Below are 26376 nucleotides of genomic sequence, written 5' to 3' on the forward strand. Positions count from 1 at the left end.
GGATTCTGGCTCGAGTATGCCCTAGTCCGTGTTTGGAGTAGTGTAATTATGGAACGTTCAGGCCTCGATATTGGCGATTATGTGGATGTGCTGCGCAGGCGTAAGGCGCAGTTGCTCATCCCCATGCTGGCCGTGTTCGCGATCGCCGTTGCCATCGCCTTCGGCCTGCCGCCGGTATATCGTTCCACGGCGACTATCCTGATCGAACAGCAGGATATTCCGCAGGACCTCGTGCGGTCCACGGTCACGAGTTACGCGGCAGAGCGGATCCAGACGATCAGCCAGCGGGTGATGACGCGCGAGAATCTGTGGTCGATCGTCGAAAAGTACGATCTTTTCCCCGAGGAAAGACGTTCCGGGAATATCGATATCATCCTGCCGCACATACGGCAAAACATCGAAGTCGAAATGGTGAGCGCCGATATCGTCGATCCCAGAAGCGGCCGACAGAGCAAGGCTACTATCGCCTTTGATCTTTCCTTTTATTACAGCGAAGCGACAGCCGCGAAAGAGGTGGTTGACGAATTGGTCTCGCTGTATCTGGAGGAGAACATACGAATCCGGGAGCAGATGGCCTCGGAAACCTCCAGCTTCCTGTCCGAGGAAGCCAGCAGGCTGAGCGCTCATATCACCGAGCTGGAGGCCGTGCTGGCCAGCTTCAAGGAGAAGAATGTCGGCCAGATGCCGGAGCTGATGACGCTTAACATGAATCTGATCGAGCGTACTGAGCGGGAGCTGGAAGATACACGACGTGAAATATCCTCCCTGGAGGAGCGCAAGGTCTTTCTCGAGTCTCAACTCGCGCAACTGGAACCCAATACCGGCGACAGCCCGGAGGGCCGGCTCAGATCCTTGCAGATGCAGTTGTTGCGCGCCTCGTCGATCTACGCCCCCGATCACCCCGACATCGTCAATCTGCGGCGCGAGATCGAGGTGCTCAAGGCGCAGACGGGTAGCGGTACCAACAGAAAAGGTATCGAAGCGCAGATCTTGCAGCTCCAGTCCGAGCTGGCGTCGGCTCGTCAGAAATATTCCGATGATCACCCCGATATCATTGCGTTAAAGAAGTCTCTGGCGAACCTGAATGACGAGTTGAGGAACTCGACGTCGGGTGGTCTTATCTCGACAGACGGATTCCAGCCCGATAATCCGGCCTATGTCGCCACCAAGACCCAGCTCGAGGCGATAAAAATCGGCCTTAGAACGGCGCAGGAAAAGACGGATCGCTTGAAGGCCAAACTGGCTGAATACGAGGATCGCATCGTTCAGATGCCGCGCGTCGAGCAAGAGGGCGTCGCCATGCGCCGCGAATACGACAATGCGGTGCAGAAATACCATGAGATCAAGCAGAAATTGCTTGAGGCACAGGTCTCGGAACAGCTTGAAAAGGATCAGAAAGGCGAGCGGTTCTCGCTCATAGATCCTCCTATCATTCCAAGTGAGCCATACCAGCCGAATCGGATCGGGATCCTGTTGCTCGGAACCGTGTTGGCGATGGTAATTGGGCTCGGCGTCGCTTCGGTTGCCGAATATATGGATCAGACGGTGCGCGGCTCCCGCGGTGTCTCAGTTCTGCTCGGTTCTCCGCCGATAGCTACAATACCGTACTTCAAGGCCGATGGAGAGGAAGGACATCCCCAGCGCCGTATGCTGTTGGTCGGTACGATTATTCTTACCGTATTGATTCTTGGGGTTTTGGCCATAAAGGCTTTGTTCATGTCAGCGGATAATCTGTGATCGAGACCATCATGATGGGAAATTATTCTGTAAAATCATATGATTGTCAGCCCGGCATCCTGGCTTGCGTGGGTGGATGATGTTCATGGACCGGATTACCAAGGCGGTTGAACGAACGCGGCAGGAAAAGGAAACGGCCCTCCAGCCAGGCGATGTCCTCATTGGCAATACACAGGACGCGAGCGAGATTTCCCGTATCGAGGTTTCGCAGGAGCTATTGCGCCAGAACCGTATTTTCCTAGGGAGTGAGGCTGGTGATTATGCCCATGCCTATAAAGTCCTGCGGACGCGCGTATGGCATCAGATGCGCACCAACGGCTGGCATAGCCTTGGAGTGACCAGTGCCAACCCCGGGGAAGGCAAAACGCTGACGGCAACCAATCTGGCAATAAGTCTGGCCAGGATGGAAATCGGCCGCAAGGTGGTCCTGGTCGATCTCGATATGCGGAGACCCAGTGTTCACAGGTACCTGGGGTTTCGTCCCGAATACGGGATCAGTGATTTCCTGCTCTCCGGTATGTCCCTCGGCAAGATACTAGTCGACATCGGAATCGAGAGATTCGCGGTATTGCCGGGTTGCGCCTCGTTTGCAAATTCATCCGAGATCCTGTCCTCGGGCAGGATGGTGCAGCTGATGAATGAGATAAAGCGGTATTTCCCCTCGCGCGTGGTGATCTTTGACCTGCCCCCCATCCTCGCGGCGGACGATGTACTGGTCGTTGCTCCCCATATAAACGCCTTTCTGCTCGTGATCGAGGAAGGCAGGAGTCCCGCCAAAGACGTCGGCAAGGCGGCCGAATTGCTCAAGGATTCAAATATAGTCGGCACCGTGCTCAATAAGACCCCGGAAGCCGTTCAACAGTATTACGGTTACTGAACTGCCCGGCCAATTTTATGTACGAATCGTTTTACAAACTGAGGGAAAAGCCTTTTTCCCTGTTGCCTGATCCGGGTTTCCTGTACATGAGCAGGAATCATCGCATGGCGTTGGCCATGCTGGAATATGGATTCATGAATCAGGCCGGATTTACGGTGATTACCGGAGAAATCGGCTCCGGCAAAACCACGCTGATCCGCCGCCTCATGGGTCAGATCGAGAATAACGAGAATTACAAGGTCGGGCTCGTTTCCAATACCCACCGCTCGTTCGGTGAATTGCTGCAGTGGATCCTGCTGGCCTTCAAGCTCGAATACCGAGGCAAGGAGAAGGTCGAGCTGTACCAGACATTGTCCGAGTTCCTTCTGCGCGAATATGACCTTGGGCACCGCACCATTCTGATCATCGACGAGGCGCAGAACCTTGATATCGAGTCGCTCGAACAGTTGCGCATGTTATCCAATATCAACGCGGGCAAGGACCAGATCCTGCAGTTGATGTTGATTGGCCAGCCCGGTCTGCGCGACATGCTCAGGCAGCCCGAGCTGGAACAGTTCGCGCAGCGTATCGCGGTGGATTTTCACCTGCGCCCTCTCGATATGCAATCGACAAGTGATTACATCCGGCACCGCCTGACGGTGGCGGGTGGAGATCCGGATCTCTTCGAGGCTGCCGCATGTGTCTCGGTTTATTACTATACGAGGGGAATACCCAGGCTCATTAACGTTCTGTGCGATACCGCCTTGATCTGTGGCTATGCCGATCAAAAATCCAGGATTGATGCCGATCTTATTCATGATGTGGTACGAGACAGGAGCGTAGGCGGGATCCTGCCGGTGTGGGAGGGCGACCAGGAAGAGCGCAGTGTGGTTCTCGATATCCACGCGGCGAAGAGCAAGAATCAGGGCGGCGGTGCTGAATAACCGGTTCCGGCTAGGGATCTCCCTCGATATTGCGCTTGATCGATATATCCTCCGTACCATCCCGTTTCGCAGGACAACAGACTCATCAGGAGTGCATCAATGAAGGTCGTGATCTTGGCTGGAGGACTGGGTACCCGTATCAGCGAGGAGACACAGCTGAAGCCAAAGCCCATGGTGGAGATCGGTGGCAAACCGATCCTGTGGCATATCATGAAGATTTACTCGAGTCATGGCATCCACGATTTCATCATCTGTTGTGGCTATAAGGGGTACGTGATCAAGGAATATTTCGCCAATTACGTACTGCACTCCTCCGATGTCACCTTTGACCTGAAGAATAACCGCATGGAGATGCACCAGAATGGAACGGACCCATGGCGGGTGACCCTCGTGAACACGGGAGACAACTCGGGGACGGGTGGGCGTCTGCGACGGGTGCGGGCCTACATCGGTGATGAGGATTTTTGTTTCACCTACGGTGACGGTGTCAGTAACGTCGATATCACCCGCTTGATCGCCTTTCACAAGAGCCGGGGCAGGCTGGCGACCCTGACGACGGTACAACCCCCCCATCGGTTCGGTGCCCTGGATTTCGATCAGGATTCCGTTATCAAGAGTTTTGAGGAAAAGCCTCATGAAGGCGGATGGATCAATGGTGGATTCTTCGTGCTTTCGCCCAAGGCGATCGACTACATCGAACAGGATGAGGTGATGTGGGAGCGTGAACCCATGCAGCGCCTGACCCGCGAGGGTAATCTATCGGCCTACCGCCATGAGGGCTTCTGGTATTCGATGGATACCCAGCGCGACAAAAACCGTCTGGAAGAGCTGTGGAATACCGGCAAGGCTCCATGGAAGATCTGGTAAATTTGTGATCAATACGGATTTTCTTGTAATCGGCGGAGGGGTCATTGGGGTCAATATCGCCCGCACCATGAAGCGCCGATATCCCGATTCCCGGGTTGTCGTGCTCGAGAAGGAGCCGGGCTGCGGTTTGCACGCCAGCGGACGCAATAGCGGAGTCCTGCACGCCGGGTTCTACTATAGCCCTGACAGCCTGAAGGCGCGCTTTACTCGCATGGGTAACATCGCTATGACTGAGTACTGTCGCGACAGAGGCATCAGGATCAACGCCTGTGGAAAACTGGTCGTGGCGCGGGACGAGGAGGATCTGCCCCAGATGGACGAGCTCCTGAAAAGAGGGCGGGCCAATGGGGTGCCACTGGACGAGCTCTCCGAGTCCGATGCCCGGTCCATTGAACCTCGAGTGAAGACCTGCGGCAGGGCGTTGTATTCCCCCACCACGGCGTCCGTGGACCCAACGGAAGTCATGCGCCGGATGGCCGAGGATGCCGCGCAAGAGGGGGTCGAGATACATACGGGGGTCGGCTATCTGAAGGCGGAAAACGGATCCGTCATGACGTCCGCGGGCCGCTACGGCGCGGGTTATGTCATCAACGCCGCCGGGCTCTACGCGGATAAGGTCGCGAAAGATTTCGGCTTCTCCCAGCACTACAGCATCCTGCCCTTCAAGGGGCTATACCTCTATTCGGATGAACCCAGGGGTTCGATTCGCACCAATATCTACCCTGTCCCGGACCTGAGAAACCCATTTCTGGGCGTCCACTATACGTTGACGGTAAACAACGACGTGAAAATCGGGCCGACCGCCATCCCGGTGCTTTGGCGCGAGCAGTATCAAGGTCTGGAGAATTTCAGTTCGCGGGAATTTTTCGAGATCGTCTACCGTCAATTGGGGCTGTTCGCGCGCTCTAATTTCGATTTCAAGAAGCTCGCCATGGAGGAGATCAGGAAATATTCTCGCTCCCGGATGGTCGAACTCGCTTCTGTCCTTGTAGAAGGCGTCGACTCCGGCCGATACAGGCGGTGGGCCAAGCCCGGCATCCGGGCCCAGCTCCTGGACCACAGGACAAAAAAACTGGAGATGGACTTCGTGATCGAGGGCGATGCGAAGTCACTGCATGTCCTCAACGCCGTGTCGCCGGCGTTTACCTGTTCCATTCCGTTTTCGGAACATGTATGTAACGAGATTGATAGATTATTGCATTGAGCGGGTTGGAAATAACATGAATATCTTGATTACCGGAAATATGGGTTACGTGGGTCCCGTCGTCGTGAAACAGCTCAGATCGAGCTATCCGAAGGCGAGGCTGATTGGACTGGACATGGGCTATTTCGCCCATTGCCTCACGGCGGCGGATACCTTGCCGGAGTGCGACCTCGATGTTCAGTACTTCATGGATGTGCGGGACGTCGGGGTAGAGATGTTGTCCGGGGTCGATGCCATCGTACACCTGGCCGCGATCTCGAATGATCCCATGGGGAATGCCTTTGAGGAGGTTACCCTGGAGATCAATCACCGGGCCACCGTCGCGCTGGCGGAAAAGGCCAGGAAGGCCGGTGTCCGGCGCTTCGTTTTTGCTTCCAGCTGCAGCGTCTACGGGTTCGCCGAGGGCGGAGCGAGGGCCGAGGACGCGGAGTTGAATCCGCTGACCGCTTACGCGAAATCCAAGGTCTACTCTGAGAAAGACCTGCAAGAGCTTGCCAGCGAGTCATTCATCGTAACCAGCCTGCGCTTTGCCACGGCCTGCGGTATGAGCCAGAGGCTGAGACTGGACCTCGTCCTGAATGATTTCGTGGCAAACGCGGTCGCGGCGAAGAAGATCGTGATTCTGAGCGACGGCACCCCCTGGCGTCCGCTGATCACGGTGCAGGATATGGCGCGCGCGATCGACTGGGCCGCGACCCGGCCGGTTGACAATGGCGGCGGTTTCATTGCGCTCAATGTCGGCAGCAATGTCTGGAACTACCAGGTCAGGGCCCTCGCCGAGGCGGTTGCGCGCGAGATTCCCGGGGTTGAAGTGACCATCAACAAGGATGCCGCCCCCGACAAGCGCTCATATCAGGTCAATTTCGACCTGTTTTCCAGGCTGGCGTCCGCTTATCAGCCCCAGGTTGATCTGCGCGGGGCGATTACGGGGCTGAAGGAAGGTCTGACGGCAATGCATTTCAAGGATGCCAATTTCAGGCAGTCGTCCTTCATGCGGCTGAAGGTGCTGCAGGAGCACCTCGATCGCGGCAGATTGACCAGGCAGCTGCGCTGGTCGTGACAACAAAGAGAGCAGGGTAACCTATGTCTAGCGCAAACTTGTCGTGCCGCTTCTGTGGAGCAGGCCTGCGGCGCACATTCGCCGATCTCGGCATGTCGCCGGTGGCGAATTCCTATGTCAAACCCGACGCGTTGCATTGCATGGAGCCGTTCTATCCCCTTCATGCCTATGTGTGCGAGTCATGTTTTCTGGTTCAGCTCGAGGAATTCCAGAGCCCGTCGGAGATCTTCGGCGACTATGCCTATTTTTCCTCCTATTCAGAGAGCTGGCTGAAGCACGCCAGGGATTACTCGCTGGAGACCATGAAGCGCTTTGGTATTGATGCGAAATGGCAGGTGGTGGAAATCGCGAGCAATGACGGTTACCTGTTGAGGAATTTCAAGGAGGCCGGCGTCCCGGTGCTGGGTATAGAGCCGGCGGAGAACGTGGCCATGGTCGCGCAGCAGGCGGGCATACCCGCGGTCGTGAAATTCTTTGGCACCCGGACCGCATCCGAGCTTGTCGATCAGGGTACCCGCGCGGATCTTCTGATCGGCAACAATGTATTGGCGCACGTCCCTGATCTGAACGATTTCGTCGGCGGGCTCAAGATCCTGCTCAGTCCGCGCGGTGTCATCACGATGGAATTCCCGCATCTGCTTCGGCTGATGAAGGAGAATCAGTTCGATACCATTTACCATGAGCATTTTTCCTATTTCTCTTTCATTACGGTCGAGAAGGTCTTTGCCAAACATGGCCTGACCATTTTTGATGTCAAGGAACTGCCGACTCACGGAGGTTCGCTCAGGATCTATGCGTGCCATGATGCCGGTTCCGGGCATTTAGTGGGGGAGAGCGTAACTAAACTCAGGGCCGAAGAATTGCGCCAGGGATTTGACCAGCCTGGCACTTACAGCAGCTTCAGCGAGCAGGTCAAGGAAACCAAGCGGAAACTTCTGGAATTTTTGATCGAGGCCAAGCGTGACGGTAAATCGGTCGTCGGTTATGGCGCCCCTGCCAAGGGGAACACGCTGTTGAATTATTGCGGGATCCGTTCCGATTTCATCGATTATACGGTTGACCTCAGCCCGCACAAGCAGGGGCTTTATCTGCCGGGAACACGCGTGCCGATTCACGCGCCTGACAAGATCAGGGAGACCCGCCCCGACTATGTCCTGATTCTGCCCTGGAATCTGAAGGACGAGATCATGAAGCAGATGCAGCACATACGCGAGTGGGGTGGAAAATTCGTCGTGCCGATTCCGGAGGTGAAGGTTTATCCATGATATTCCGTGAGACGGAACTCGCTGGCGCCTTCATCATCGAGCCGGAGAAGATCGAGGATGACAGAGGATTTTTTGCGCGTAGCTGGTGCCGCAGGGAGTTTGGAGAGCATGGTCTAGAGACCGGCCTTGAGCAATGCAATATATCGTTCAACAAGATGAAGGGTACTCTTCGGGGGATGCATTATCAGATAGCCCCCCATGAAGAGGTGAAACTGGTCAGATGTACACGCGGGTCGATTTTCGATGTGATAATCGATCTGCGGCCTTCGTCCTCTACCTATGGGCGCCATTTCGGGCTTGTGCTTTCGGAGGATGAGAGAAACATGCTGTATATACCGGGTGGATTCGCGCACGGTTTTCAGACGCTGGTGGATTCGACGGAAGTGTTTTATCAGATGACCGAGTCATACCATCCGGAATCGGCGCGCGGCGTGCGATGGGATGATGCGGGATTTGATATCGAATGGCCACCTGCGGCGCCACGGTTGATTTCCGAGCGCGACAGAACCTGGCCTGACTTTACAGGTCATTCAGGGCGTTGATACAAAGCGAGAGTTCTATCACGATGGCTAAGGAACAATCCGATAATATTCCCGTTCTGATCATCAAGCCGGACAGCGGCTGGAAGATGATCGACCTCGGCGAGATCATCAGGTACCGCGACCTGGCGTATAACCTGGTGTGGCGCGATATCACGGTTCAGCATGCCCAGACCGTCCTCGGGTTCATTTGGGCGATCATAACGCCGCTGGTCCAGATACTTATCTTCTCGATAATCTTCGGCAAGGTGGCCAAGATCAGCACGGACGGGATACCGTATACGCTGTTTACGACCGTTGCGATCATCCCGTGGACATATATGTCCACGGTCATGCTTCAGTCCAGTCAAAGCCTGATTTCGAACCATAACATGCTGGGTAAGATTTACTTCCCGCGTCTGCTCTATCCGTTAACACCGGTCATTTCGAAAATGTTGAATTTCGGGATATCGCTGTTGCTACTGTTGGCGATCATGGTGTACTACAAGGTCGCGCCCACCTGGCAGTTGCTCTATTTGCCCCTATTCATCCTGATGATGATGATGGTTCCGGCGGGTATCGGCATGTGGATGTCCGCGATGGCGATACGTTACCGCGACATAAAATTCATCATGCACTATGTTGTCCAGATGCTCATGTACAGCGCTCCGATCGTATATTCGGCGGCATCGATCCCGGAGAATTACCGGTTTGTATATTCATTGAATCCCATTGTGGGAGTGATCGAGGGGTATAGAGCCTGTCTCCTCGGCGCCGATATGCCCTGGCAATTCATACTGCCCGGCATGTTCACGGCCGTTCTACTGTTCGTTGGGGGCGCCTTTTACTTCAAGCGTATCGAGCGGATATTTGTCGATGTTATGTAATGTATTCCGCTGCAGCAGAGTTGACACATCATGCCTATGAACTCAGAAGAGATCGCTATCAGGGTCGAGAAAGTCGCCAAGCGGTTCCGTCTTGGCCTGGAAGACGCCATGCACGATACCTTCGGGGCGGCCATGCTCGATTTCATCAAAAGCCCCCTCAAGAACTATCGATACTATCGTTCGCTTCATAAATTCGACGACTCCGCCGGCCCGGACGATCCGTCGAGCGAGCCGTCGGATATCCTGTGGGCGCTCAGAAGCGTTTCATTCGAGGTCAAACGCGGGGAGGTCCTGGGGATAATCGGCACCAACGGCGCTGGCAAATCCACCCTGCTCAAAATCCTGTCGCGAATCACCCCGCCCACACGCGGCTCGATCGAAATCAGAGGCCGGGTATCCAGCCTGCTCGAGGTCGGCACCGGTTTCCATAATGAGCTGACGGGCAGGGAAAATATCTATCTCAATGGCACCGTTCTGGGGATGAGAAAGAAGGAAATTGACCGGAAATTCGATGAAATCGTCGAGTTCTCCGGCGTCGAGCGTTTCCTTGATACTCCGGTGAAGCGCTATTCCAGCGGCATGCGCGTCCGCCTGGCTTTTTCGGTGGCAGCCCATCTGGAGCCCGAGATCCTGATCATTGATGAGGTGCTGGCGGTGGGTGACGCGGCATTTCAGAAGAAATGCATGAACAAGATGCAGGATGTCGGCGAAGGCGGCCGCACGGTTCTCTTCGTCTCCCACAGCATGCCCGCGATCACCCGATTGTGCCATCGAGCGATACTGCTGAATCAGGGTACCGTGCTGAAGGATGGTTTGACGCATGACGTGGTGAGCGCCTATCTGGGATCTGGCCAGGGATCGCCATCACACAAACAATGGGACGATCCGGGCACGGCACCCGCAGGTAAAGTGGCGCGGTTGCTTGCCGTGCGAGCCCTGGATGCCGACCGCAAAATATCGAGCGCGATGAAGATTACTCAGCCGATCGCGATCGAGATTGAATTTGAGGTGATCGAGCCGGGATATATCCTGATGCCACATTTTCATGTCTTCAATGACGAAGGCGTGCGCCTGTTCGCGGCCTTGGACCAGGATCCGCAGTGGCGCGGAAAACAGCGCCCGAAAGGCCGCTATATTTGCCGTGGCTGGATTCCGGCGAACCTGCTGTCTGAGGGCTTGCTGTATGTGTCTCCCGCGCTAACGACACTGCAACCGGATATACCGCAATTCATTGCCCGGGACGCCATCTCGTTCCAGGTAATGGACAGCCGGCATGAAGGCGCGGAGTCGGCGCGAGGGGACTATGCGAGGAATATCAAAGGGGTCATCAGACCGATGTTGAGCTGGGAGTCCGAAATCGTGGAGATACCAGGGCGGCGCTCAACCGCTTGAGTGTGCCGGCCGCGGGGCCGCGCTGCCGGCAGAATCGGCAATGCAGGATCGAATGATATGGACGATATGGACTTCTCTGCCAATGTGCCCTCCGTGGGCGATGACATGTACGGACTTGTCCGGCAATTGTTCCCGATTTGTCGCAGCATCACCGGTGACGGCGTGCGGGAGACACTCGCTCTCCTGAGAGAGCGGCTTTCGATCGAGATCCACGAAGTCGAAACCGGGACGCAGGTATTCGACTGGACGATTCCGAAGGAATGGAACATCCGCGATGCCTACATCATGGATTCCCGCGGCCGGAAGGTGATCGACTTCCGGGACAACAATCTGCATGTGTTGAATTACAGTACGCCGATACGTGCGCGGGTATCGAATGAGGAATTGAAGAAACACCTGTACACCCTTCCCGACCGGCCGGACTGGATTCCCTACCGCACCTCGTATTACAGCGAAAACTGGGGGTTTTGCGTCAGCCATAATCAATTCCTGAGCCTGACGGAACCGGAATACGAGGTTGTGATCGATTCCGATCTGAAGGCCGGTCATATGACCTATGGCGAGTACTACAAGCCGGGAGAGTCCACGGAGGAGGTACTGTTCTCCTGCCATGTGTGCCATCCCTCGCTCTGTAACGACAATCTTTCCGGGATAGCTCTCGCCGCGCAACTTGCACGCTGGCTGTCCGGTAGAACTACGAGATACTCCTACCGATTTCTCTTTATCCCCGGTACGATAGGGTCGATTGCCTGGCTGAGCCTGAACGAAGCCATGGTCGGGCGCATCAAGCACGGACTGGTGGTGGTCTGCGTCGGCGACGACGGTGACTTCACGTATAAGAAAAGCCGCCAGGCGGATAGCGAGATCGATCGAATCGTTTTGAATATACTGAAAAATTCGGGTAAGCCCTACAAGGTGATTGATTTCTATCCCTATGGATATGACGAGCGTCAGTACTGTTCGCCCGGGTTCAATCTCGCCGTCGGCAGTCTGTCCAGAACGACCCATGGCGAATACCCTGAATACCATACCTCGGCGGATAATCTGTCATTTGTCAAACCAGTCAATCTGGCCGATTCCTTTGACAAGTATTGCCAGATCGTCGATGCGCTGGAAAACAATTACACCTACCGCAATCTCAGTCCGAAATGTGAGCCCCAACTCGGGAAGAGAGGTCTATACGGCGGTATCGGGGCGGAGGACAAAAAGCCCGTGAAGACCATGACCCTCTTATGGGTCCTCAACCTGTCTGACGGCAAACACAGTCTGCTGGATATCTCGGAACGATCCGGCGTGCCGTTCGATGAGGTCGCCGCCGCTGCCGCTGCGCTGGCGGGTGCTGGGCTGTTGGCCAAGGTATGATGGGCCCGCTTTCGGGAAAGACCGCGGTCATCACCGGTGCCACCGGCGGCATCGGCAGGAGTGTTGCGCTGGCGCTGGCTCGGGAAGGCGTCAATCTGTGCCTGCTCGGTCGCGAGCGGGCTCGATGTGAGGGTCTCCTCGCGCAAGTGGCGACCGGGCATCCTGGGCTGCGTACCGCCTTTCAGGCGGTGGATCTTGCGGACGTTACCGGTGTGCGGCGTGCCTGCGAGAGCCTTCTGCGCGATCAGCCTGCTATCGATCTGTTGGTCCACTGCGCCGGCCTGATCGTTCCGGCCGAGTATGCGAGCGCGAAGACTGAGGATTTCGATGCGCAGTATTTCATCAACGTTCGGGCGCCATTCCTGCTGACCCAGGGGCTGCTCTCCGCGATCCGTGCCCGGAAGGGGCAGGTGGTATTCGTGAACTCAAGTGCGGCCCAGCAGAAGGCGAGGGGCGGTATGGCAGCCTACGCCGCCAGTAAATATGCCTTGACGGCGCTGGCCGACAGCCTGCGGGATGAGGTCAATGCGGATGGGGTGCGGGTCATCAGCGTCTACCCCGGCCGTACCGCGACGGCCATGCAGGAGCAACTCCATGAGCGGGAGGGCAAGCCTTACCGGTCGAATGTTCTGCTGCAACCGGACGATGTCGCGGAGGCGATTCTTCACGCCCTTATGGCCCCCCTCACCGCCGAGATCACCGATATCTCGATTCGCCCCTTTCAGAAGGGTTGAATGGCGCGATGGATGGAGTGGCCGCATCCTCTCTTGGCGCGTCCGGATCCGGCGCCGGTGTGACAGGGGGCCAGGTACCGGCGGAGGTGCGGCGTGAAGCCCAGTAATCTGCTCGGGATTCTCGGCCATGCCGCGCCGGATTTTTTCATCATCGGGGTCCAGAAAGGCGGCACCACTTCGCTCTACAATTATCTCGCCCGTCATCCAGCGGTGCTTCCGGCGGTGGAAAAGGAGATTCACTATTTCAGTGAAAATTTCTATAGAGGCGAAGCGTGGTACAGCAAGCGCTTTCCGACCCGATACCACAAGCTGCGCCGCATGCTGGAGTTGCATACGCGTATCCTGACCGGAGAGGCAACCCCGTATTACATCTTCCATCCCCATGCCGCCCGACGGATCAGGGCGCGTCATCCACGCGCCAGGATCATCCTCATGCTGCGCAATCCCGTCGATCGCGCCTATTCGCACTATCGTTATCACGTCAAGCTGGGTGTCGAGTCGCTGAGTTTCGAGGAGGCGATAGCCGCGGAGCCACAGCGGCTGGCCGGGGAAATGGAGCGGATGATGGCCGATGAGTACTACTCCAGCGAAGCGTGCAAACTGTTTTCTTACCTGAGGCGCGGGATCTATGTCGACCAGATCCGGCGCTGGCGCGAATATTTTCCTCGCGAGCAGATGCTGGTCCTGAAAAGCGAGGATTTTTTTGCCAACCCGGCGGAGTCTTATCTGCAGGTCACCCGGTTTCTGGGCCTGGAGCACCATGATCTTAGCGCTTATGACACGTTCAATGCGGGCGCTGAATCGGCCCTGCGGTCTGACACACGGCAGGGGCTCGTGGAATATTTCCGGGCGAGTAACGAGCAGCTCTACGACTATCTGGGAGTCGATTTCGGCTGGAATTGATGCTATAAATTTGCTCCGTATGGTTGGTGCCATTGATTGGCGGATATAGCTCAGTAAGCATGAATTTTCTCCCGCTCGTCGCCCGAGGTTTCAGCCAGGCCGTCCTGCTGGCCGCCCTCACGCTGTTACCGTTGACGATCCCCCCCGCGGCGGCGGCCGCGAATGCGCGTGCCGATTTCAACGGCGACGGGCGCACTGACCTGGCGATCGGTGTTCCGGGCGAGGATGTCGGGAGCATCATCGATGCCGGCGCCGTACGGATCGTTTATGGAAGCGGCAGTGGGGCGCCGGCGGCGGGTACAGAACAGATCTGGCATCTGGACAGCGTCGGTATACCGGGTACGGCGCAGTCGGGCGATCATTTCGGTGCGGCCATCGCCAGCGGGGATTTCAACCGGGACGGTTATACCGACCTCGCGGTGGGTATGCCGAACAAGAACGGCAATCGAGGCCAGATGCTGGTCATGTACGGCAGCGGCGCGGGTCTCAGCGCGGCCGGCAGCCAGATCTGGGATCAGGGGGTGCTCGCCGATGACCCGGAAACAGACGACCGCTTTGCATCCGCGCTCGTGGCGGGGGACTTCAACCGGGACGGATACGACGACCTCGCCGTCGGGGTTCCCGGGGAGGATTATCCCGGCATCGGGCCACCTGAAGCCAACCCGCCGACTCCCAATTGCGATCCCTGCGTCAATGCCGGTGTGGTCAATGTGGTTTACGGCGGCCCCAGCGGCCTGACGGCCACGCGGAACGAGCTTTGGCACCAGGATCGCGGCGTTTCCTACGACGGCTGGGTTGAGCCACAGGACTGCTTCGGTGCAAGCCTGGCTTCCGCGGATTTCAATGGCGACGGCATAGATGATCTTGCCGTTGGCGTGCCGTGCGAGAACACCGGCGGCGCGGACGTGCCATTTCCGAACAACGGCGCGGTGAGCGTGTACTACGGTTCGACCGGCGGTCTGACGGGTGTCGGAGCGCAATACCTGCGGCAGTGGGCGGAAGACGTCGTCGATTATCCCCAGGCCAATGATGCCTTCGGTTATGCCCTCGCGGCGGGAGATTTCGATGGTGACGGCCGCGCCGATCTGGCGATAGGCGTGCCGGGCGAGGATAGCGGCGGTATCAGCGATGCCGGTGGCGTGGCGGTCTTTTACGGGGCTGCCGGCGGCCTGATCAGAAACGAGCTGTGGGGGACACACAGTCCGGATGTCATCGGCGACCCGGTCGCCAATGCGCACTGGGGTTATGCGCTCGCCGCGGGAGATTTCAACCATGACGGGCGAGCTGATCTTGCGATCGGGGCACCCGGTGATAGCGTTTCGGCCATTATCGAGGCCGGGTCCGTAAGCATACTTTACGGTGCCCCCACCGGACTGAGCGGCCAGTCCAGCCAACTGTTCACCCAGGATACCCCCGGCGTAGACGAGGTTGCCGAGCAGGTTGACTGGTTTGGACATACGCTCGCCGCTACCGATCTCGACGGCGATGGCGCTCAGGACCTCGTCATAGGCGTGCCATTCGAAGACTACGGATTCACCGTGGATGCGGGGGCCGTTCATCTCCTCTATGGCTCGGCAGGTACGGGGATTTCAGCAACCGGGAGCCGATTACTCGGTCAGGATGGACCAGGCAGCCAGGACATCAGCGAGGCAGGGGATCAATTCGGTGGTCGTCTGGTTCCGCGCCTCAACGGCGCGGCGCCCTGGCCGGATGAACCGACGAACTACATGATGACGGCGCCGACCGCGGTGAATCTCACCGCGGAGGGTTCGGCGGACTGGGTTCATTGGGGCCGCGCCAGCGTAACAGCGCCGGATCGAAAATCCGGTGTTGCCCCCCAGATTGGCAACCTGTTTCCTCTGGGCGGGGCGAGTCCCGCGATCACGAACCAGACGAGCTCTGCCTATGCCTGGAGCGACGGCGCGCCACTCGCGACCCATTCCGGCACCAAATCCGGCGTTCGGGTGTTCAGCGCCGGCAATGGCTTCCAGTTCAGTGTGCCTGCAGATACGGGCTTCCGGACCCTCAAGGTCTATGTGGGAGCGAATGCCGCAAGAGGCCAATTTACCGCCAGTCTGAGTGATGGCAGTGCTCCGGCGTACACCACCGCGGTCGATCGCCGCAGTGGACGCACCAGTCAGGTCATCACACTCAACTACCGCGCGGCATCGCCCGGCCAGACCCTGACCGTCAGCTACGTTTTGAACACGCTCTACCAGGCCAATCTCCAAAGCTGGATAACCCTCGAGTCGGCGGCACTGCGTGTTGCCGGGGATGATCGCCCGCCGATGCTTGAGCCGATCGGAAATCGAACCTTGCAGGAAGGCGAACTGCTGAGTCTGGCCGTGGTCGCAGTGGATTCCGATGGTCCGGCCCCGCTGAGCCTGAGCCAGACCAATACGCTGCCCGGCAGCCCGAACATCCTGACCGACAATGGCAACGGCAGCGGCACGCTGAACTGGACGCCGGCCGCGGGCTCCGCGGCCGGCAGCCCCTATTCGGTCACCGTCACGGCCACCGACGGCGCCGGGACCTCCTCGAGCACCAGCTTCACCGTGACCGTTCTCCCGGTCAGCTCGCACACGCCTTACGGCGGGAGCGCGTGGCCGATCCCGGGGATCATCGAGGCGGAGAACTACGACCTGGGCGGCTCAGGCGTGGGCTATTTCGACACCACGGCGGGCAACGCCGGCAATCTCTACCGCAGCGACGGCGTCGACATCTGGGTCGCCTCCGACGTGGATGGCGCCTACATGGTGGGCCAGACCAGCGCCGGCGAGTGGCTGGACTACACAGTCAACGTGGCAGCCGCCGGCAGCTACACGCTCAATCTGCGGGTGGCGACGGCGGTGAACAACAAACGGCTGCGTATCCTGATGAACGGCGCCGACATCACCGGCTCGATCGCGGTGCCCAATACCGGCGGCTGGACCGCCTGGACCACCCTCAGCCGGACGGTGACGCTCAATGCCGGCCAGCAGACCCTGCGCCTGCAGGTCGACAGCGGCAGCTTCAACGTCAACTGGATCGGTTTCACCTCCGGTTTCTCCAATGCCGCGCCCACCCTGAGCCCAATCGGCAATCAGACGGTGAATGAAGGGCAATTACTTGTCGTGCCGGTCTCGGCCACTGACGCCGACGGTCCAGCCCCGCTGAGCCTGAGCCAGACCAGTACGCTGCCCGGCAGCCCGAACATCCTGACCGACAATGGCAACGGCAGCGGCACGCTGAACTGGACGCCGGCCGCGGGCTCCGCGGCCGGCAGCCCCTATTCGGTCACCGTCACGGCCACCGACGGCGCCGGGACCTCCTCGAGCACCAGCTTCACCGTGACCGTTCTCCCGGTCAGCTCGCACACGCCTTACGGCGGGAGCGCGTGGCCGATCCCGGGGATCATCGAGGCGGAGAACTACGACCTGGGCGGCTCAGGCGTGGGCTATTTCGACACCACGGCGGGCAACGCCGGCAATCTCTACCGCAGCGACGGCGTCGACATCTGGGTCGCCTCCGACGTGGATGGCGCCTACATGGTGGGCCAGACCAGCGCCGGCGAGTGGCTGGACTACACAGTCAACGTGGCAGCCGCCGGCAGCTACACGCTCAATCTGCGGGTGGCGACGGCGGTGAACAACAAACGGCTGCGTATCCTGATGAACGGCGCCGACATCACCGGCTCGATCGCGGTGCCCAATACCGGCGGCTGGACCGCCTGGACCACCCTCAGCCGGACGGTGACGCTCAATGCCGGCCAGCAGACCCTGCGCCTGCAGGTCGACAGCGGCAGCTTCAACGTCAACTGGATCGGTTTTTCGGGCATTAACTAGCTCAACTGGATTCAAATCCCCGGAATTTTGCCCGATACTCTCTGCATAGACACAGCCTCAAGAGCGCGTCAATTCCGTGGACAGCACCGGGTTTGGGTCGCGATAGCTTCGTTGGGGCAGGATCATTTTCGATAATTTAGCGGGACAATCGTGATGTCGACCAATGAGCAGCGGCTGATCTTTCTGGGCGGGGCCCCCCGGTCGGGAACAACCTTGTTACAGAACATCCTCGATATGCATCCGGATATCCTGGGTGGTCCGGAGTTTCTGCATTTGCCGGATATCCTGCAACTTCGCGGCAAGCTGCGCGACTCCGTTGCCCGCGGATGGATCGATCTGATCTGCTCAGCGGAGGAGGTCGATGAACGCATGCGTAATCTCATTGGCGGATTTCTGTTGACCTTCGCCGACAGGCACGGCGCCAAATTGCTCAGCGAGAAGACACCCGAGAATGTCCTGGTCTTTCCCAAATTGGTGGAGTTGTTTCCGGGTTCGAAGTTCATTCACATCGTGCGCGATCCACGCGCAACCGTGGCTTCTTTGCTGGAAGTTGGGAAAAAGGCCCGGCGTAAAGGTGAAACCCCGGCGTTGTTCACACGTGACGCACAGTCCGCGATCAGGCATGTGCGACGCTGCCTGGATTCCGGCTTTTCGGCCTCCCGTACCGCGCCGGACAAGGTGTATACGCTGGTTTATGAACGATTGATCCGGGACCCGGAGGCCGAGGGACGCCAGATCTGCGGTTTCCTCGGTGTGTCATGGGCGCCGGAGATGTTACGGCCCGGCGAGAAGCGCCACATGGGTGAGAGCGCCATTACCGTCAACTCAAAAGAGATCTGGTATGACGCCAAAACGTACAACTCCAATCCTCAACCGGACAGCCTGGAGAAATGGCGCGAAACGCTGGCGGCGCACGAAAAGCTGATGATTGCGCGCGCGTTCTCCGATTCAGAGGATTTGAGCCGGCTGGGGTACGATTTCACGCTCAGCGATATGGGGACGATGGATCGCGCGCGCGGCGCCGTGGTAACGTGGCTGCGGGGGCTCCGTCGCCGGCTCGGCGGCGGGCTGCGCCGGCTTGCCGGAGATAAATGAGCGATGTTTCAGTATTCCGCGTCGATCCCGTATCCACGGCCATCAGTAGGTGCCACGAGGAAGCGGACGTGCATCATTCCACCGTCCTGCAGATGGATCTCGGCATCGACCTCGACCTTACCTTCGGTGGTCTCTCTTGCATCCGAGATGCTGAACGTCGCGCCTGCGTAGGAATTCAACAATACCTGGCCATAGCCCGGACTTTCCAGCAGGGACTGACGTTCCTTGCGGAAGTCGGGCGTGATGAACTTGCTCAACTCGGCCGTATTTCCGCTGATCAGGCCGGCCATGTATCCCTCGACCGTTGCGCGCGCCATGGATTCGGCGGTCGTCATGGGCGCGGCGCCCAGCGCGGGGTGCGCGGTGAAGACCAGGAGTGCCAGGACGGTTGCCGTAAATGGGTGCATCGATCTCATGGCTCGTGTGCTCTATGGGTTGAATATCGTCCGGATCTCAATTCTTGACCACGATCGCAATGTAATTTGCCGCGGCACCGGTCGCCGCGGCGTTGGCGCCTCCTAGGAGGATGGTCCCCGACGCATTGTCCTTGCGATAGAGCTTCATCTGCGGCGTGGACGGGTTGCTGGTGTAGATCCGCAATCCGGAATCCACGAATCCGGAGGATAGCCAGGAGGGCAGCGTGGCGGCATTGGCATCATACGCCACGTACAGCGTCGCGGGCGCCGGAATGTTGAACGACAGGTAATCGCTGTTGGCGGCGTTCTTGTCCAGATTGCCGGTCAGTATCCAGCGCCCATGCGCGAGCGCCGCCGGAATCGGGCTGTTGATCGTGTAGGTTTGATCGACATAGTACGGATCGCCGGGCTCCATCAGGTTTTCTTTGTAGGGAAGCGGGCTTGCGCACGAGCCGCCCTGGGACAAGCGCAGGCACAGGGCGCTGGCGACGAATGGCGGCGTCGAGTTTCCGGTCAGCGCGTTGGCGATCAGGCGCGCCATGACCTCGTAGCCGAGCGCGTTCGGATGAAGGTTGGTGGCGTACAGGTAGAATTTGTTCTCGCTGCCGAGGAAATAATCGTACAGATTCGCCCCCAATTGTCGGTCCGTGAGCTCATTGGCGATCACGGCATTGTATCCGTCACGAATCAGCAGATTGCGTGCATGATTCGCCGGATCCGCATAGGGCGCCTGGAATGGATCGCCGAACCGGGGCGGCGCCCGGTTGACGACGACGGTTTTTCCCGCGGCGGTGAGCTGGTTGATAGTTGCCTGCAGATTACCCTTGAAGGTGCCGTTGCACTGGCTGCCGTTGCAGCCGAGGCCACTCGGTGTGAAGAGCGTTCCATTGGCGTCGTTGACGCCGATGGTTACGATGAATCTGTTGGAATCCGGATAGCCCTCGAGCACCGAGGCGAGCCTGTCGTTCAGCAAGTTGGCCGACGTGTCGCCGGGGACGCCGGCGTTGTTCACGAGCGACGGATAGGGTTGTTGCGAGTTGAGCAAATCGGTCAGGGCGGCTTCATAACCCTGTGAGGAGATCACCCAGCCGCCCTGCGAAATACCGTCGCTGGAAGTGCTGTCGTCCAGCCCGTTGGTGATACTGTCGCCGAACGCCACATGGTTATCGCCACCGGAGCTTATGGAGGTATTGGTGTCGCTGTCCAGCTGGACATTGAACTGATCGCGCAATACCGCGCTCAATTGATAGACCCCCTGGGCCGGCGCGGTGCAGGAGGCGGTGAACAGGCCGGCATGTCCCGTCTCGCTCGCGACGGTACAGGAGTTGAGCAGGCTGTTCAGCTGGAATTCGACCGTGGCTCCGGCGGGCTTGTTCATCACGACGGCGCCCACGTCGAACGTGGTGCCCGGAGAGACCGAGTAGGACACGGGCGCGGATATCGCGACGGCCGGAACCGTATCATTGTCCTGGATGTAAACATCGTCGAAGGCGCACTGGTCGCGGCAGTAGAGTCCCACGGTGCCGCTGCTCAGGCTCGTGTCGTAAGCCCCGAACAGTTTCTCGCCGTTGACGCTGGCGATGACGACCGGTCCCTGGGCCTTCATGGTGACGTTCAGGGGCGTGCCGGTCAGATAGCCCCTGGCGTTTTTGGCCAGGGTATGGAAGGTGCCTCCGGCGCGGGTTTCGAGCCGTGCGAAGCCGTTCGCCGCGCTGTACGAGAGACGCGTATAGCTGTTGTCGTTGGGGTTGACGCGGATCATGACACCGATGTCCTGTCCCGAGGCCGCCGTCGGTAGAGCTTTGACGCTGAATGTGTAGTCGCCGAGCGTTATCCCTGGGACCAGATAGGAATAGGTGCCGCGATGGTATCCGCCCTGCAGGGCGCTTCCATTGAAGCCGACGAAGTTGTTCTGGCGGTATTCGCCGGCGGTCACGCCCCAATTCGGGTCTTGTCCGGAGTCATTGACGACCTGCCAGTTGGTGGCGAAGCCGCTGGAGAAATCCTCGGAGTAGGGAAGCGGCAACGCTCCGGCCGCCGTGAAGCTGATCCAGTTGACGTTGAAGCTGCCGTTGTCGATCTGGAGGCGCATCACCTTCTGGCCCGCGCTGCCGATGTTGACCGGGATGCTGACGGTCTGCCAGGTGATCCAGCCGCCGGTATTCGGAATGGCGATCGGTCCGGCGATATCGTTGCCATTCATCAGTACGCGCGCCTGTTTGCCATTGGCCGCGGTCGCCACCCGCAGGTTCAACATGTAGGAGCCGGCGCTTTGCACCTCGACCGTGTATTCCAGCCACTCACCCGCCTTGGTCGAGCCCACCATATAGGCGCCGCTGACATCGGAAGCATTCCAGATGTCGACGTTGTCGCTCCGGTACAGATTGCCGTCGTTGCCGACGGTGGCATCCTGGTAAGCGATACCGGGCCCACCGAGGTCGTAGTTCTCCGCCTCTATGACCCCGGGGATCGGCCAGGGCGTGCCGCCATAGGGGGGCTGCGTGCTGGAAATGACTGTGACCTTGAAGCTCGCGCTGGAGAAGGCGCCGTCGCCATCGGTGGCCGTGACGGTGACCGAGTAGGGACTGCCGGCGGCCGCGCCCGTGGACGGCGTCCAGTTCAGCGTGCCGGTACCGTTGCCGTTGTCGGTCAGGATGAAGGGGTTGCCGGGCAGGGTGTTGGTCTGGCTCAGGGTCAGGGGCGCCGGGCCGTCGGTGTCGGAGGCCGAGACCGGCACGACGAGCGGCTGGCCTTCAGTTACGACCTGATTTCCGATGGGACTCAGGGTCGGTGGCAGGTTGTCGGTCACCGTGACTGTGAAGATCATGCTGGAGAAATGGCCGGCGCCGTCGGTGGCGGTAACGGTGATTGAATAGGGACTCCCGGCGGAGGAGCCAGCGGGAGGCGTCCAGTCGATGAACCCGTTGCCGCTGCCATAGTCCGTCAGGATGTTCGGGTTGCCGGGCAGGGTGTTGGTCTGGCTCAGGGTCAGGGGCGCCGGGCCATCCGTATCAGACGCGGTGACCACCAGGCCCAGCGACTGCCCCTCAGAGATCGCCTGGTTGCCGATCGGACTCAGTACGGGCGCCTGATTCCCAGCGACCGAAATGGTGAAGCTGGTGCTCGAGGAGGCCCCGGCACCATCGGTGGCCGTGACGGTAACGGAATAAGGGCTGCCGGAGGAGTCCCCTGTTGCGGGCGTCCAGTTCAGCGTGCCGGTGCCGTTGCCGTTGTCGGTCAGGATATTCGGACTGCCGGGCAGGGTGTTGGTCTGGCTCAGGGTCAGGGGCGCCGGGCCGTCGGTGTCGGAGGCCGAGACCGGCACGACGAGCGGCTGGCCCTCGGTCACGGTCTGATTGCCGATCGGATTCAGGGTCGGTGGGGCATTGGAGGACCCGTCCGAGGTGAAACTGATCCAGTTGACGTTGAAGCTGCCGTTGTCGACCTGCAGGCGCAGGGTCTGCTGTCCGGCATTGAGCGTCACCGTCTTGCTGATCGTCTGCCAGGTGGTCCAGCCCCCGGTGTTGGGCACCGTGATCGGACCGGTGATGTCGGCCCCGTTCATCAGAAAGCGCAGCCGCTTGCCGTTCGCCGCCGTCGCTACCCGCAGATTGAGCGTGTAGCTCCCGGCGGCCGCCACGTTGACCGTGTATCGCATCCATTCGCCTGTGCTGGTCTGGCCCACCATATAGGTGCCACCGGTGTCACCGGAATTCCAGATGTCGATATCGTCGCTGCGGTACAGGTTGCCGGCATTGCCCGCTGTGGTATCGAAATAGCCCACGTCCGAGCCGCCCAGATCGTAGTTCTCCGCCTCGATGAGGCCAGGGATCGGCCAGGGGAATCCGCCGTAGGGCGCCTGTCCGTTGGTTTGTATGGTGAACGTCCGACTGATGACGGCGCTGTTGTTGTATCCGGTCCGTATCGCGATGGCCTTGACTGTGGTGGTAGCCGTCAAGGTGAATGGCGCCGTGTACAGCGTGGAGGTGGCGTTCGGCGTACTGCCATCCGTGGTGTAATGGATCGCTGCCCCCGGCGTGGTGCTGGAGAGTTGCACATCGACCGAGTTCTGGAACGTGCCTCCGTCCGGCACGAAGGCGGGTTCCGCGACGGCCGGCGCGCCGGCCTGCGAGTCGAACACCAGGTAGGCGACCTGCTCGGCTGAGAGATGCGAGCGTTCCACATCCAACTTCTGGTCTTCGTCGATCGCCACGGCGAGCTGGCTGGGCGAGACGGCGCCGGGTCCGTACTGTACCACCCAGCCGCCGTTGGTCCCTTTCATCCCGGCCTGGCTGACGATGGCTATCTCAGGCTGGGTCAGGCCGCTGATCGGGATATTGAATGGCGGGCTGTCCTCGATCCCCTGCGCCACGGCGGAACTGAGTCCGGCCAGCGCCGTATCTCCATCGAGCGTGCTGATTCCCGCGTTCATGACCACATAGCCGAGCGTTTCCGCGCTGCGGGTCTTGTCGGGGTCTTCGCCGACGTGTTTGCCTATATAGAGGGTGTTGGTGTTGGGTGGATTCTGCGCCGAGCTGCCACGGCTCCAGAAGGTGGAGAAGTCGGCATCGTTATACGACATGACCTGTCCCAGCACGACCGGTTGGGCGTACGAATTGGCGTAGGGCCGTTGCGTACCCACCCAGCTCGACGCATTGTCCGTCCGGTTTGTCCTCAGGCGCAGCGCCTCCAGGTCCACGCCGTGATGGGCCTGGTTATACACTCCCGCTTCGACCACCAGGTACTGGACGGTGGCCGGCGTGATCGCCGTGCCCGAGTTGTCGGCCCGCTCCAGCCGGATGTCGAAGCTGGCATGATCGACGGTGAGGTCATCGGCGTTGCGGATCCGGGTGACCACCGGTGGCATGGCGGCATCGGGATATTGCACACTGGTCAGTACGATTGGCGCGCGATAGGGATGACTCAGATTGATCGTGCGCCAGGCGCCGTCGACGTTGTTGAGTACCCCGCGCTCCAGGTCCAGCGGAGGCTGCCACGGCACCAGACTTTCTTCCGCCTTGTAACCATTCAGTACCGCCATCAGTTCGGTGACCTTGGTCGGGTTGGAAGCGGCGAGATTCTGCGTCTCGTAGGGGTCACTGGCAAGGTTGTACAGTTCGAAGGTGCCGCCGGGCGCGTTCTGCACCAGTTTCCAGTCCTGTCTCCGCACCGCATAATGCGTCTTCCAGAGCGTGTCGGTGAAGGTGGAGCGGTTCTCGAAGAAAAGATCACGCGCGGGATACTGCGGGCTTTGTCCAAGCAATGTCGGCAGTATGGATCTGCCCTCGATCGGATGTTGGATGGTAACGCCCGCGGCCTCGGCGATCGTTGCGTAGAGGTCCATGGTCAAGGCGATTTCCGCGCTTTGGGTGCCGGGCTGGATCCTGCCTGGCCACACCGCTGCCATGGGTACGCGGAGGCCGCCCTCGTAGAAATCGAGTTTTCCACCCCGATACGGGCCATTATTGGCGTTATGCAGCAGGTACCCGCCGTTGTCGGACGTATAAATAATGAGCGTATTGTCGTAGATGCCGTTGTCTTTCAACTCCTGCACGACTTGACCGATGCTGTCGTCGAGGTGTTCGATGAGCGCGACAAGCTTCGCCCGCTCGGGGTCAATGCCGGGTTCACGCGCCAGTACCTGATTCAGATAGGATTGCGGCGGCTGCACCGGGTCGTGAGGCGCACTGAAGGCCAGATACATCATGAACGGCTGGGATGAGCCCGCTCGTTCCTGGATGTAGTCCTTCGCCCATTGAGTCAGCAGGTCGGTCGTATGGATGCCCTGCAGTGACGCCGGATCGAGCACCGTGTCATTGAGCATCAGCAGGTTGTCGCCCGGCCATCCATAGCTGGATCCGTCATGTGTGTAATAATCGCCCGCGGCCCCGATGAATCCGTGAAAATGGTCGAAACCCCGGTGCGTCGGCAGGTTGTGCGGATCCCCACCCAGGTAGTCACCCAGGTGCCATTTACCAATCAGACCGGTGGTATAGCCGGCGGATTTGAGCAATTCCGGCAGGGTGGGGCCCGTGGGGGAAAAGTACCCCATGTTGGTGACCGGGTCGCGGGCCACGGTACCGGGTACGCCCACCAGCGCGGGATAACGCCCCGTCATCAGCGCGGCCCGGGTGGGGGAACAGACACTGCTGTTGGCGTAAAAATTATTGAAACGCATGCCATGCGCGGCGAGGTCGTCGAGATTCGGCGTCTCCAGGTCGGCCGCGAGCCCGGTGTAGGCAACGTCGCCATACCCCTGATCGTCGGTGAGGATTACGACGATATTGGGCGGTGGGGCGGACTGTATCGTCACCGCGAAGCTCAGGCTGGAAAACGCGCCGGCGCCATCGGTCGCGGTGACGGTAACCGAATAAGGGCTGCCCGCGGCGCTGCCCGCGGGGGGCGTCCAGTTCAGCGTGCCGCTACCATTGCCGTTGTCGGTCAGGATGTTCGGGTTGCCAGGCAGGGTGTTGGTCTGGGTCAGCGTGAGTGGGGCGGGACCGTCGCTGTCGGAGGCTGTAAAAGGGAGATTCCAGGATATCCCCTCGGTGACCATCTGGGTACCGATGGGGTTTATCACAGGAGCGGCATTGTTGGCGGTAAAGCTGATCCAGTTGATGTTGAGGCTGCCGACGTCGATCTGCAGCCGCATCACATGTTGTCCGGCGCTCAGATTGACCGTTCTGCTGACGGTCTGCCAGGTGGTCCAGCCGCCGGTGTTGGGTATCGCGATGGGGCCGGTGATATCCACCCCATCCATCAGGACGCGCGCCTGTTTTCCGTTCACGGCGGTGGCCGTTCGCAGGTTCAGGACATAGCTGCCGGTAGCCGCGACGTTGACTGTGTATGCCAGCCACTCTCCGACTTTGGTCGAGCCGACCATGTAGGCGCCGCTGACGTCCGCGGAGTTCCAGATGTCGACGTTGTCGGTTCGGTAGAGCCCGCCCTCGTTGCCCGAAGTGGCGTCCTGGTAGCCGACACCGGAGCCACCCAGATCGTAGTCTTCCGCCTCGATCAGCCCGGGTACGGCCCATGGGGTACCGCCAAAAGGCGTTTGCACGGCCTCCGCATGCGGAGACAGCCCAAGAACCAGAAAGAAGGTACTGAGAAGAAGGTACTGCTTGGTTAACCTAAGATGCACCCAGGCGTCCGGCGTTTTATTGAACATAGCTTGTCCATGATGTATCTGGCCACACTGTGTCCTTACAGGCAGAGGCTAGGGTACGAACAAGCCAAAATGATAGAGAAAACCGCCTGGTTTCTCAATGGGCTTGAGGCGGTGCGAACAGGGCAAAAAAGGTTAAGTGATTGA

17 protein-coding genes are annotated in these 26376 nt (G+C 59.3%); 15 read left to right on the forward strand and 2 right to left on the reverse strand.

Features of this window, described 5'->3' with window-relative positions:
* Positions 1–48 precede the first annotated feature (48 nt).
* From IPM20_13925 to IPM20_13995, 15 genes are all read left to right on the forward strand, one after another.
* Positions 49–1737 (forward strand): lipopolysaccharide biosynthesis protein, encoded by a 1689-nt coding sequence (locus IPM20_13925; GenBank protein ID MBK9132710.1) that lies wholly within the window; start codon positions 49–51, stop codon positions 1735–1737.
* Between the two features lie 85 nt (positions 1738–1822).
* The gene (locus IPM20_13930) at positions 1823–2614 is read left to right on the forward strand and encodes a CpsD/CapB family tyrosine-protein kinase (protein MBK9132711.1); all 792 of its coding nucleotides are present in this window, start codon (positions 1823–1825) and stop codon (positions 2612–2614) included.
* 17 nt (positions 2615–2631) lie between these two features.
* On the forward strand, positions 2632–3537 hold the full coding sequence (locus IPM20_13935; GenBank protein ID MBK9132712.1) for an AAA family ATPase: 906 nt from the start codon (positions 2632–2634) through the stop codon (positions 3535–3537).
* A gap of 99 nt (positions 3538–3636) precedes the next feature.
* Positions 3637–4404, forward strand: coding sequence for a glucose-1-phosphate cytidylyltransferase (gene rfbF / locus IPM20_13940; GenBank protein ID MBK9132713.1), 768 nt, complete (start codon positions 3637–3639; stop codon positions 4402–4404).
* Positions 4310–5608: an L-2-hydroxyglutarate oxidase gene (gene lhgO / locus IPM20_13945; GenBank protein ID MBK9132714.1), complete on the forward strand. Its 1299-nt coding sequence runs from the start codon at positions 4310–4312 to the stop codon at positions 5606–5608. Before rfbF ends, lhgO begins: the two co-directional genes overlap by 95 nt.
* 16 nt (positions 5609–5624) lie before the next feature.
* On the forward strand, positions 5625–6668 hold the full coding sequence (locus IPM20_13950; GenBank protein ID MBK9132715.1) for an SDR family oxidoreductase: 1044 nt from the start codon (positions 5625–5627) through the stop codon (positions 6666–6668).
* Positions 6669–6691: 23 nt separating this feature from the next.
* A complete protein-coding gene (locus tag IPM20_13955) occupies positions 6692–7933 on the forward strand; it encodes a class I SAM-dependent methyltransferase (GenBank protein ID MBK9132716.1) in 1242 nt (413 codons plus the stop codon).
* The gene (gene rfbC / locus IPM20_13960) at positions 7930–8475 is read left to right on the forward strand and encodes a dTDP-4-dehydrorhamnose 3,5-epimerase (protein ID MBK9132717.1); all 546 of its coding nucleotides are present in this window, start codon (positions 7930–7932) and stop codon (positions 8473–8475) included. The genes IPM20_13955 and rfbC overlap by 4 nt, the downstream gene beginning before the upstream one ends.
* A gap of 23 nt (positions 8476–8498) precedes the next feature.
* Positions 8499–9338 carry an ABC transporter permease gene (locus IPM20_13965; protein ID MBK9132718.1) on the forward strand — a complete coding sequence of 280 codons (840 nt, stop codon included), beginning with the start codon at positions 8499–8501 and terminating at the stop codon, positions 9336–9338.
* Between the two features lie 36 nt (positions 9339–9374).
* A complete protein-coding gene (locus IPM20_13970; GenBank protein MBK9132719.1) occupies positions 9375–10730 on the forward strand; it encodes an ATP-binding cassette domain-containing protein in 1356 nt (451 codons plus the stop codon).
* Between the two features lie 57 nt (positions 10731–10787).
* Entirely contained in the window at positions 10788–12092 is a 1305-nt protein-coding gene (locus tag IPM20_13975) for a DUF4910 domain-containing protein (protein MBK9132720.1), read from the forward strand.
* Positions 12089–12826 carry an SDR family NAD(P)-dependent oxidoreductase gene (locus tag IPM20_13980; protein MBK9132721.1) on the forward strand — a complete coding sequence of 246 codons (738 nt, stop codon included), beginning with the start codon at positions 12089–12091 and terminating at the stop codon, positions 12824–12826. Before IPM20_13975 ends, IPM20_13980 begins: the two co-directional genes overlap by 4 nt.
* Positions 12827–12919: 93 nt before the next feature.
* Positions 12920–13729: a sulfotransferase domain-containing protein gene (locus IPM20_13985; protein ID MBK9132722.1), complete on the forward strand. Its 810-nt coding sequence runs from the start codon at positions 12920–12922 to the stop codon at positions 13727–13729.
* 59 nt (positions 13730–13788) lie between these two features.
* A complete protein-coding gene (locus tag IPM20_13990; GenBank protein ID MBK9132723.1) occupies positions 13789–17553 on the forward strand; it encodes an FG-GAP repeat protein in 3765 nt (1254 codons plus the stop codon).
* 153 nt (positions 17554–17706) lie between these two features.
* Positions 17707–18648, forward strand: coding sequence for a sulfotransferase (locus IPM20_13995; GenBank protein ID MBK9132724.1), 942 nt, complete (start codon positions 17707–17709; stop codon positions 18646–18648).
* An 8-nt stretch (positions 18649–18656) separates the two neighbouring features.
* Here IPM20_13995 and IPM20_14000 read toward each other — a convergent pair whose 3' ends face one another.
* Entirely contained in the window at positions 18657–19064 is a 408-nt protein-coding gene (locus IPM20_14000) for a hypothetical protein (protein MBK9132725.1), read from the reverse strand.
* 37 nt (positions 19065–19101) lie between these two features.
* Entirely contained in the window at positions 19102–26124 is a 7023-nt protein-coding gene (locus IPM20_14005; GenBank protein MBK9132726.1) for a sulfatase-like hydrolase/transferase, read from the reverse strand.
* Positions 26125–26376 lie beyond the last annotated feature (252 nt).

This window comes from Gammaproteobacteria bacterium, assembly GCA_016716465.1.
Lineage (GTDB): Bacteria > Pseudomonadota > Gammaproteobacteria > SZUA-140 > SZUA-140 > JADJWH01.

Coding starts and splice junctions, on each gene's coding strand:
- IPM20_13935 (MBK9132712.1), top strand. CDS start 2,632: ATGTACGAATCGTTTTACAAACTGAGGGAAAAGCCTTTTTCCCTGTTG.
- IPM20_13995 (MBK9132724.1), top strand. CDS start 17,707: ATGTCGACCAATGAGCAGCGGCTGATCTTTCTGGGCGGGGCCCCCCGG.
- IPM20_14000 (MBK9132725.1), bottom strand. CDS start 19,064: ATGAGATCGATGCACCCATTTACGGCAACCGTCCTGGCACTCCTGGTC.
- IPM20_13980 (MBK9132721.1), top strand. CDS start 12,089: ATGATGGGCCCGCTTTCGGGAAAGACCGCGGTCATCACCGGTGCCACC.
- IPM20_13965 (MBK9132718.1), top strand. CDS start 8,499: ATGGCTAAGGAACAATCCGATAATATTCCCGTTCTGATCATCAAGCCG.
- IPM20_13970 (MBK9132719.1), top strand. CDS start 9,375: ATGAACTCAGAAGAGATCGCTATCAGGGTCGAGAAAGTCGCCAAGCGG.
- rfbF (MBK9132713.1), top strand. CDS start 3,637: ATGAAGGTCGTGATCTTGGCTGGAGGACTGGGTACCCGTATCAGCGAG.
- IPM20_13950 (MBK9132715.1), top strand. CDS start 5,625: ATGAATATCTTGATTACCGGAAATATGGGTTACGTGGGTCCCGTCGTC.
- rfbC (MBK9132717.1), top strand. CDS start 7,930: ATGATATTCCGTGAGACGGAACTCGCTGGCGCCTTCATCATCGAGCCG.
- lhgO (MBK9132714.1), top strand. CDS start 4,310: ATGAGGGCTTCTGGTATTCGATGGATACCCAGCGCGACAAAAACCGTC.
- IPM20_13925 (MBK9132710.1), top strand. CDS start 49: ATGGAACGTTCAGGCCTCGATATTGGCGATTATGTGGATGTGCTGCGC.
- IPM20_13975 (MBK9132720.1), top strand. CDS start 10,788: ATGGACGATATGGACTTCTCTGCCAATGTGCCCTCCGTGGGCGATGAC.
- IPM20_13990 (MBK9132723.1), top strand. CDS start 13,789: ATGAATTTTCTCCCGCTCGTCGCCCGAGGTTTCAGCCAGGCCGTCCTG.
- IPM20_13955 (MBK9132716.1), top strand. CDS start 6,692: ATGTCTAGCGCAAACTTGTCGTGCCGCTTCTGTGGAGCAGGCCTGCGG.
- IPM20_13930 (MBK9132711.1), top strand. CDS start 1,823: ATGGACCGGATTACCAAGGCGGTTGAACGAACGCGGCAGGAAAAGGAA.